This is a genomic window from Pseudomonas sp. REP124 (assembly GCF_020164475.1).
GTDB lineage: Bacteria > Pseudomonadota > Gammaproteobacteria > Pseudomonadales > Pseudomonadaceae > Aquipseudomonas.
This window is the reverse complement of sequence record NZ_JAIQWX010000200.1, coordinates 1-9,436: the sequence shown is the minus strand read 5'-3', so window position 1 is coordinate 9,436 and position 9,436 is coordinate 1. Positions and strand designations below refer to the sequence as shown.

The 9,436-nt window shown below is 60.8% G+C and carries 9 protein-coding genes; 7 read left to right on the top strand and 2 right to left on the bottom strand.

Annotation, left to right across the window (positions count from 1 at the left end):
* Nucleotides 1-122 precede the first annotated feature (122 nt).
* The 5 genes from K9857_RS28145 (at nt 123) to K9857_RS28125 (ending at nt 4,635) form a co-directional block, all read left to right on the top strand.
* The gene (locus K9857_RS28145) at nt 123-425 is read left to right on the top strand and encodes a nucleotide pyrophosphohydrolase (protein ID WP_224541490.1); all 303 of its coding nucleotides are present in this window, start codon (nt 123-125) and stop codon (nt 423-425) included.
* The gene (locus tag K9857_RS28140; RefSeq protein WP_224541487.1) at nt 425-1,174 is read left to right on the top strand and encodes a methyltransferase domain-containing protein; all 750 of its coding nucleotides are present in this window, start codon (nt 425-427) and stop codon (nt 1,172-1,174) included. Before K9857_RS28145 ends, K9857_RS28140 begins: the two co-directional genes overlap by 1 nt.
* A gap of 12 nt (nt 1,175-1,186) precedes the next feature.
* Nucleotides 1,187-1,804, top strand: coding sequence for a DUF4136 domain-containing protein (locus K9857_RS28135; RefSeq protein WP_224541485.1), 618 nt, complete (start codon nt 1,187-1,189; stop codon nt 1,802-1,804).
* A gap of 55 nt (nt 1,805-1,859) precedes the next feature.
* Nucleotides 1,860-2,420: a DUF4136 domain-containing protein gene (locus K9857_RS28130; RefSeq protein WP_224541483.1), complete on the top strand. Its 561-nt coding sequence runs from the start codon at nt 1,860-1,862 to the stop codon at nt 2,418-2,420.
* Between the two features lie 223 nt (nt 2,421-2,643).
* Nucleotides 2,644-4,635: a pilus assembly protein TadG-related protein gene (locus K9857_RS28125; RefSeq protein ID WP_224541480.1), complete on the top strand. Its 1,992-nt coding sequence runs from the start codon at nt 2,644-2,646 to the stop codon at nt 4,633-4,635.
* Here the strand turns inward: K9857_RS28125 and K9857_RS28120 are convergent.
* Both K9857_RS28120 and K9857_RS28115 read right to left on the bottom strand, forming a co-directional pair.
* A complete protein-coding gene (locus K9857_RS28120; RefSeq protein WP_224541478.1) occupies nt 4,632-7,373 on the bottom strand; it encodes an ATP-binding protein in 2,742 nt (913 codons plus the stop codon). The two genes, K9857_RS28125 and K9857_RS28120, sit on opposite strands and share 4 nt — an antisense overlap.
* On the bottom strand, nt 7,370-7,810 hold the full coding sequence (locus K9857_RS28115) for a TadE/TadG family type IV pilus assembly protein (RefSeq protein ID WP_224541476.1): 441 nt from the start codon (nt 7,808-7,810) through the stop codon (nt 7,370-7,372). The genes K9857_RS28120 and K9857_RS28115 overlap by 4 nt, the downstream gene beginning before the upstream one ends.
* Nucleotides 7,811-7,885: 75 nt before the next feature.
* Here K9857_RS28115 and K9857_RS28110 point away from each other — a divergent pair, with 75 nt between their 5' ends.
* Both K9857_RS28110 and K9857_RS28105 read left to right on the top strand, forming a co-directional pair.
* Nucleotides 7,886-8,362 (top strand): prepilin peptidase, encoded by a 477-nt coding sequence (locus K9857_RS28110; RefSeq protein ID WP_224541474.1) that lies wholly within the window; start codon nt 7,886-7,888, stop codon nt 8,360-8,362.
* A 123-nt stretch (nt 8,363-8,485) separates the two neighbouring features.
* On the top strand, nt 8,486-9,238 hold the full coding sequence (locus tag K9857_RS28105) for a response regulator transcription factor (RefSeq protein WP_263488135.1): 753 nt from the start codon (nt 8,486-8,488) through the stop codon (nt 9,236-9,238).
* Nucleotides 9,239-9,436: the final 198 nt, after the last annotated feature.

Genomic DNA, 9,436 nt, shown 5'->3' with positions numbered 1-9,436 from the left:
ACGCTCTTCCGATCTTTCGCGAGCAAGCCCGCTCCCACAATGGAACAACACCAGCCGCTCATGCTTTGTCACTTGCCTTCACCTGCCATCCCCCCGAAGCTATACGCCTTCAGGAGACCCCGATGAACCTTGTTGAACTGACCCAACGCCTGCACGCCATCCGTGACCGCAATGACTGGCGGCAATTTCACAGCCCGAAAAACCTGGCCATGGCCGCAAGCGTCGAAATGGCCGAGCTGGTGGAGATTTTCCAGTGGCTGACCGAAGACCAGTCCAAGCAACTGCCTGCCGATAAACTCGCCCATGCCGGTCAGGAAATCGGCGACATCGTGCTCTATCTGTTGCTGCTGTGCAGCGAACTGGGCGTGGACATGAATGAGGTGGTGCGCAGCAAGCTGGCCGACAGTGAACGGAGGTTCAGCTGATGAGCGACCGTCATTTCGATCAACTGGCCACGCGCTTCGCGGAAAAGATCTACGGGGGTGCCAAGGGCGCGATTCGCCTTGCCGTGCTGCAGGCCGATCTGGCCGAAACCCTGCCGAACCGTCCGCTGCGGGTGCTGGATATCGGTGCCGGTCTTGGCCACATGTCATTGTGGCTGGCCGAGCGCGGGCATCAGGTGACCCTGGCCGAGCCCGCCGAACCGATGCTCGAAGGCGCCCGCCAGCGTTTCGCCGAAGCCGGGCAAAGCGCAACCTTCATCCAGGCGCCGTGGCAGAACCTGCTGGGCCAGCTCAACGAACCCTACGATCTGGTGCTGTGCCACGCCGTGCTGGAATGGCTGGCTGAGCCCCACGCGATCCTGCCGGTCTTGCATCAGCTGACCAAACCCGGAGGCTGGTTGTCCCTGGCGTTCTACAACCGCGATGCGCTGATTTACCGCAATTTGCTCAAGGGCCATTTCCGCAAGATGCGCAAGAACGACATGGCCGGCGAGAAACAGAGCCTGACCCCGCAACAACCGCTTGATCCCCGGGAACTGGCGGCGCAACTTGAAGGCCTGTGGCAGGTCGAAACACAGAGTGGAGTGCGGGTTTTTCACGATTACATGCCCGTGGAATTCCAGGCCCGTGCCGAGCTGGTGGACCTGCTCGAAATGGAACTGGCGCACCGCCGTCACCCAAGCTTCGCCGGGCTTGGGCGTTATCTGCATTGGATCTGTCGGCCGATCTGATCGGAGTGTGAAATGAAGAGTCGTGCAGGGTTGCTGCTGATCTGTCTGGGACTGGCTGCCTGCGAAGGCACCAACCCTTATGTTGCGTCCTCCAAACCGATTCCCCCGGCACCGCCGCAGGCGGCCAGCACCTTCGACCGCAGCGCTTACCCGGCCGCCCCGCGAGACTACGGACGCTATCGCAGTTGGGCATGGCTGGATGGGCATCTGCCACCAGGCACCGCATGGGCGGATTCCGCGCAGGTTGCCGAAGCCGTCAGCGGTGCTCTGGATCAACGCGGTTTGCGCCCGCTGCATGACAGTCGGCCCGCCGATCTGTTTGTCAGCGCCGCCCTGCGTCTGGAAACCCGTACGCGCCAGGTTCAAGATGACTATGGCGCCTATGGTGGTTACGGCGGCTACAACCGGTACGGTTATGGTCCGGGTTACGGCATGTACGGCAGCGTGCCGATCATTCGTACTTACCAGGAACAAGTGGTTGTGGTGCAGGTCGATCTGTTCGATGCGCAAAACGGTCAGCCGGTATGGAGCTCCAGCGCGGAAACCTCTCACAGCGGTACGCAGAGCCAGCAGATGGATGCAATTCGCAAGGCTGTGGAAAAGGCAATGTCGGCGTATCCTCCCAGTTAGCTTCCTGTAGATAAGAAGCATTTCGCTGGTTCATGTCTTCAATCGGAGAATCATCATGTTCCGCCGTTTCGCTTTATTGGCAGTGATCGCACTGCTCAGTGCCTGCGCCGCCAACCAGGTCAATCACGACTACGATGCCAGCCGCGACTTCGCCGCCTACCGCAGCTGGAGCTGGAAAGAGCCCGCGCTGCAATACCGCCCCGATGACCCCCGGATCAAAAGCGACCTGACCGAGCAGCGCATTCGCGAATCTGTCTCCGAACAACTGGACCAGCGCGGCCTGCGCCCAGCCGCAGCGGGCGCGAAAGGCGACTTGAGTATCCAGACTTACTTGATTGTCGAGGAACGCCAGCAACAGGTGACCACCAACTATGGAGGCGGTTGGGGCAACCCCTGGTACGGCTATTGGGGCGCACCGATGTACAACGAAACGCGCCTGGTGTCCTACAAGGTGGCGACCATCCAGATCGACATGCTCGACGGCAAGGACGGCAAGCTGGTGTGGCGCGGCAGTGACGAGCAGATCCTCAGCCGCTCGCCGAACCCCAGCGATCGCAGCAACGCGATCCACGAAACCGTCACCCGGATCCTGGCCAATTACCCCCCAAACAGATAAACACCGCCCTCTGTAGGAGCGAGCTTGCTCGCGATGGACGACCAGACGACACGGGAAGCCTGACACCCCGCGTTATCGTTGACCTCCATCGCGAACATGTTCGCTCCTACAGGTTTTTTGTAGTCTGCACTGGCGAGATGCCAGCAACCCCTTCCACCCTTGACTACACTGCTCCACACCAATGGAGGCAGTGCTCGGCAGTGAGCCGGCCAAGGAGTGCACGATGTCGTCCCGCATGGATTTTCGCGGCCCGGCCCGGCAACGGGGAGCGATTGGCTTGATGGCGGCCGGAACCTTGGCGCTGGCCTTGGGATTCACGTTGTTGGTGATCGACTCAGGCAGGCTTTACCTGGAAAAACGCAAATTGCAGCGGGTGGCCGATGTGGCCGCGCTGGAAGCTGTCAGCCGCAATGGCGACTGCCAGTCGCCTAACCTCACCGCCGCAGGCTATGCCCTCGAAAGCGCCACACGTAACGGTTACAAGGCGAGCGATGGCATGACTCTGAACACAGCTTGCGGTTCGTTGCAGGCCGGGGCCGACAACCTGCGGGCTTTTGTGGTCGATGCCAGCAAAACCGAAGCGATTCGCGTGATCGTGACCCACACGGTCACCACCAGCATTGCAGCAGGCGTCTATGCGCTGCTGAGCCCAGGTCCGGCCAGTCTGACCACACAACTCACGGCCACCGCTGTCAGCGCACCGGCGGTCCTGCCGCCTCTGGCCAGCTTGACCATCGGCAGCACGGCACTGGTGATCGATGCCAGCAAATCCGCCGCCCTCAATCTGTTGCTGGGGCAGATGCTCGGCGGCAACCTCAACCTGAGCATCGCCGGTTGGCAGGGGTTGGTGAACACGCAGATAAACCTGCTGAGCTACCTCAACCAGCTGGCTGTCGACGTTAACGTCACCGCCGGCAACTACACCGAACTGCTGAGCAAGAACATCGCGCTGACCCAATTGCTGGATACGGCAATCACCGTCATGCAGGCCGGCGGTCCGACGGCCAGCGTGGCGGTCAGCGGCCTGACCGGTCTCAAGGCGGCGGCAGGCAGCACTTCGATCGTTCTGGGACAGTTGCTGCAGTTGCAAACCGGCACCGTTTCATCGGGACTCAATACCAATTTGCAGGTGTTCCAGCTGGTAGAAGCCTTCGTGCAATTGGCCAACAGCAAGAACGCCGCCGTGGCCAACATTCCGCTGAATATTCCGGGGCTGGCCAATGGTGTGGTCAGAGTCAAAGTCATAGAACCGCCGCAGTTGTCGGCCATCGGCAATCCGGCGCTGGTCACGGGGCAGCTCAATGACCCCAACCGGATATTTGTGCGCACAGCGCAGGTGCGAACCGTCCTGTCGCTCAACTTGCCGGTGCTGGCGACCATCAGTGGTCTGACTAACGCCATCACCAGCAACACGTTGGTGGGCGGACTGACCGATACCCTGAACAATGTGCTGCACCTGGATATTGCCGGTGCATTGAATTCGATTTTTTGTACGCTGGGTGGGACCTGCCAGCGCACCGACCTGAAAATCCTTCCCACTTCGTCGATCGACGTGGTGCTGGAAGTGGCCAGTGCCGACAGTCGTGTCACTGCCTATAACTGTGCAAGCCAGGCCACCAAGAGCCTGACCACCCAGACCAATACGTCACTGGTCAAACTTAAGGTCGGCAAGATTGATACGGCCAACGCCTTTTCATCGGCGGCCGATGTCACGGTGCAGCCACTGGCGCTGATCGATGTCGGCGTAATCACCTGCACCATTCCCTTTCTTGGGCTCGGCCAGCCGACCTGCGATCAGGCAAGCCGAAAACCCTTCTACGGTGGCGGTCTGGGCATAAAAATCGACACCTCCATCGCCAGCACCCAAAGCTCCCACGTCTACAGTCAACCACCGGAAATCAAGAAACCTCCGATGTACTACAGCCTCGGCACCCAAGGCATCGTCAACAGCCTGAAAACCACCTTGAGCGGGGTCCAGGTCGAGGCCTACAAACCTACCGGTTCGAGCTTGCTGGGGGATTTGCTGGTCACCACAAGCGGCACTCTCAATGGCGTCAACAGCACCTTGGGCAGCACGATCCAGTTGTTGCTGGCACCCGTGGTCGATCCGCTTCTCGACGGCCTGCTGGCCAACCTCGGCATCACCCTGAACAAGGTCGATGTCGGCGCCAACCTGAGTTGCAAGCCGCCGGGCCGGCCGACGCTGGCGATCTAATTCGCCGATGCAATCGGCAACTCAATACAAAACCGCGCACCCTGACTCGAATTCCGCACGCTGAGGGTGCCGCCCATGTTCTCGACAATGCCGTAACTCACCGACAACCCCAGCCCCGTGCCAACCCCCACCGGCTTGGTGGTGAAAAACGGCTCGAAAATCCGCTCCAGTAAACGCGGATCGATACCGCCGCCGTTGTCCTCCACCCACAGTCGCACCGACTGTTGATCCCGTTCGGTGTAGAGCGAAATCCATGGCTGGAACTCGGGGTTTTTCTGGCATTTGCCGAGCAGCGCATCCCGAGCGTTGACCATCAGGTTGATCAACACCTGCTCCAGTTGATCGACATACCCCAGCACTTGCACCTGGAATCCCAGGTCGCTGACGCGCAACTCGACGCCTTTGCCGCGCATGCCGTCGGCCAGCAGCGACAGCGTGCCTTCGATGGCCTGGGCCGGGTTGAACAGTTGCTGTTCGATCTCCGAACGCCGGCCGAACACCCGCATGTGATCCACAACTCGAGCGGCGCGCTGTATCTGGGCGTCGATGCGCTTGAGTTTGTCGGTCAGGTAGTCGATCTGCGCGTCGCCTTTTTCCAGGCGCTTGAGCACGTTGACGATGGCCATGCGCATCACGTTCAGCGGCTGGTTGATTTCGTGGGCCAGGCCTGTGGCCATTTCGCCGAGGGTGGCCATTTTCGCGCTTTGGGTGAGTTGCATCTGCGAGCGGCGCACTTCGGTGTTGTCACGCCCTACGGCTTGAATCTCCAGCAAGTGGCCTTGCTGGTCGAACACCCCGCGATCCGACCAGATCCACCAGGCGTGTTCCCGTCCGGGCAGTTGCAGGTTGATCTCGGCGCTGCTGACCGGGCATTGCGGGCTCAACTGGCCTAAACGCTGAGTGAACGCATCGCGCTGTTCCGCGGACATCCAGCTGCCCAGGTTGATCCCCGGCAGTTGATCCGGTGAGCACTCCAGATAGGTCGCCAGCGGCTGATTACCGAACGTCAGGGTCAGGTCCGGCAGGTAGCGGCAGATCATCGCCGGCGAGTCCTCCACCAGAATCCGGTAGCGCTCCTCGCTCTGTTCGATGCGCTCGGCGGCCTGGGTCGCCTCGGTGACATCCAGCCACAGCCCCACGGCCTCCACCGGCAGGCCAAGGTCATCGCGCAGCAGCTTGGCTTCATCGAGTAGCCAGTGGTAATCGCCGCGACTGTCGCGCAGCCGATAACGGGTGCTCACCGAACCTTCGCGCAACAACTGGCGGGTGCGCTCGAAGTAGCGCTCGCGGTCCTCGGGGTGCAGGCGTTCGATCAACGCGGCGCCTGCGCAATCATCGAGTGTCCAGCCGAGCAGTGGCGCCAGGCTGTCGCTGAAAAACGTCGGTTCCAGCACGCCTTCGACATAGCGCTGAACGTAAATCACCGCGGGTGAGCGGGCGATCAGGTTGTCCAGCCGCGCATGGGCCGCGGCCGCCTGTTGTTCCTGATTCTTGATGTCGCTGATGTCGAGCATGAACCCCACGACACGCCGGTTTTTACCGATGCCCAGGGCCTGGCCTTGCAGGCGATACCAGTGCGGCGGCGCGCCGGTGTCGGGGTGATAAATGCGCACGCACAGCAGCAGCGGCGTGCCTTGGTCCTGCAAGGCGTGCAGGCGACTGCGCAGCTCTTCGCGGTCGGCGGGGTGCACCTGTTCGAGCCAGTCGGACAACGGCAAGCGGGCGCTGGCAAGGTTCAGGGCCTTGACCAGCGACGGCGCCAATTGCACCTGGGCCGTTTCGCCGAACACCTCCCACCATCCGGTACCGAGCAGGGTTTGCAGCGATTCGAGACGCTCCAGTTGCAGGTGATGCCGATGCTCGCGCAGTCGCTCCAGCACGGGACTGGCCAGCGCGGCGGCGAATTGCAGCCAGTCGCGTTCGCTGACGTCCGGCGGGCGTTGTTGCGCGCCGAAGTAGCCAAAAAGCAACCAGGCCGCCACGCCTTGCGCGTCGTGATAGGGCACGACAAAGCCCTCGATATTGCCGAAGGCGTCTTGCAGACGCGGATGCTGAAGCAGGTTCGGGTGCTGGGGCGCCGAGCCGCTGAGGCAGTCCAGGCCCGTGCCCAGGCGCTGGCCGTTCTGCCACAGTTGCGGTGCGCCGGGGCTGGCGTAGTGCTGGTGAATCTGCCAGCCCTGTTCCTCCTCATCGAGTAACGCCAAGGCGACGCATGGAATGCGAAAGCGCTGGGCCAGGCTTTGCAGCTGCTCGCTCAATACTTCGGACAGACGCGAAAGGCTACACAGGCGCAACTGCTCGCTGATCTGCACCGCCAGCGTCTGGCACTGTTCGCGCTGGCGTGCTTGCCGGCGTTCGAGCAACAGGTCGCCGATGTCCAGCAATTGCAGCAGCCAGGCATCGTTCAGCGGCTGGACCCAGCCACGCAGGTGCAGGGGCTGGCCGGTGAGGCTGTAGAAATCCAGATCGAGCAATTGCCCCTGCCAGTCCGCGGGCAAGCCTTCGACCGTCAGACTGTTGTGAGGCAGGAGGAAATCGAGCAAGTGCGGCGCTTCTGCGCCAGGCGTGTGTTGTGCCAGCTGATGCCGCAGCGGGCCGCTCAGGCGCAGGACCCGACCTTGCGCGTCGAGCTGCATCTGCAAACCGACACTGCGCATGCTCGCAGGCTCCAGCACAGGCTGCGGCGCTGGCGGGTGGCGGTGGAGCAGACGCCCGAAGAGTTTGTCGCCGGCACTCAAAATTGCAGGCTCGAACTGGCGGAAAGCGAGGCTGGCAGGTTCGGTACCGGGCCGATGCCCGGCAGGTTCAGGAACGGTATGACCGCACTCAACTTGCTGGTGGGGTAGTTGATGCTGACCTTCAGCAGGCCGGCGGAAAAGGTGGTGGTCACATCGGTGTCGGGATCGAAATTGAAACCGGGCGGAATCCACGCCAATTGCCGTCGCAACTCGTCCTTGACCAGGGTTTTCAGCGCAGCGTCGTATCCGGGTGTGGCCGGGTCGAGGGCGACGCTACGGCGCACGGCTTCGGCGGTCGACTGGTTGAAAGACTGCATCAGCAACAGCGGCAGGCTGTAGGTGACGATGGCGTAGAACACGCCAAAGAAGATGACGAACACCAAGGCGAATTCAATCGCCGCGGCGCCTTTTTGTTTGCGGGGGAGGCTGGTTTTCATGAGTGCGTCTACCCTGACTGTCACAGCGTAATATCAGCATAGAATCATTCGGGCAAAAGGGACGTTTTTTACAGGATGCAGATTTTTGTACTGCTGCTCTGGCTGACGCTGTGTGCCGCGCAGGATGCCCGGCAGCGCCACATCGCCAATGGCCTGACTTTGGGTGTCGGCGCGCTGGCATTGGCCTGGCTGTTGTGGAGCGACACCACCTGGCTGGGTGCGACCGCCGAACAGGGCGGTTGGGCGGCGTTGCTGGCGCTGGCTTTCACTTTGCCAGGTTATGCACTGCGTCGGCTCGGCGCCGGCGATGTAAAACTTTTGACAGCTCTTGGTCTCGCGACCGACGGTCGGTATGTGCTGGGCGTGTTGATCGGTGCCGGATTGGCCAGTGTGCTGTGGCTGCTGCTGGCGCCAAGAGTCTGGCTGCATACAGGTCAATGGCTTAGAGAGCGTATTCGCTATCTACAGCCTGGAATGTCAAATAAACAGCCCTTCGCACCCTTCCTGCTGGTGGGCTTTTTGCTGACTTTGATCTGGATCCCCTATTTGTAGAGCGTCCGGAGTGGGTCTACTTTCTACATTAGTTGTACAAACCGGTTTTCAAGTAGAGGAACGGTCAGTATCTGACTTGGCAGGGAGTTGCACGTGAACAAGCGTACCTCCGCGGTAAAAATCATGGTGGTCGACGATGAGCCAGCGATCGTCGAATCCATTTGCGAATTTCTCGAGGACAACGGTTATCGGGCTGTTCCTTGTGAGTTTAGTCAAAAAGCCATTGCACTGTTCAACGAAGATCCGGCCATTAGCCTGGTGCTGTGCGATTTGCACATGCCCAGGATGGATGGCATTCAACTGGTTCAGGAGCTGCAACGGCTGAGCGGCAAGCACCGGGCGTTCGAGGCGATCATGCTGACCGGGCGCGCGGATAAGCAGGATGTGATCAAGGCGCTGCGTGCGGGTTTTGCCGATTATTTCCAGAAGCCGGTCGATCCCAATGAATTGCTCGAAGGCTTGCAGCGCCAGGAAGCGGTGTTGCTGGAGCGCAGCAAGGCGATGCAACTGGGACATCTGAATCAGAAGCTGCAGTATTTGTCCGAGTCGATCGATGATCTTTATCAGGATCTGGACAAGGTTCGGCGCGCGCCCTATGTGGCGGATGCGGGCGAGGGTGATGTCAGTGAGGTGGACCGGGTCGAGATTCCGGCGATCTTCAACCAGCTCTCGCCAAGGCAGCTGGAAGTGGCGCAACTGGTGGGCAAGGGGCAAACCAATTATCAGATTGCCTGTGAGTTGGGGATAACCGAGAACACGGTGAAGTTGTATGTGTCGCAGGTTTTGCGGTTGACGCATATGCATAATCGGACGCAGTTGGCGTTGGCGTTGTCGCCCAGTAGCTCGGGGTTACGGCAGCGCGTGACTGCTCATTGATATCGCTCTTTCTTTTGGGGACATATCCATTGCTTCGGTAACGGCGGCTTCCGGTTCCGCCCTGACGGTCGGGTCACTTTTGGCAAACGCCCGGAATGCCGGCCCAGCCAAAAGTAACCAAAAGGTCTCGCCCCTACGTTCGGTCCCTCGCCAAGGCTCGGGATCCCTTCGCTCCGGCATTCATCCGGGGGCATCGCC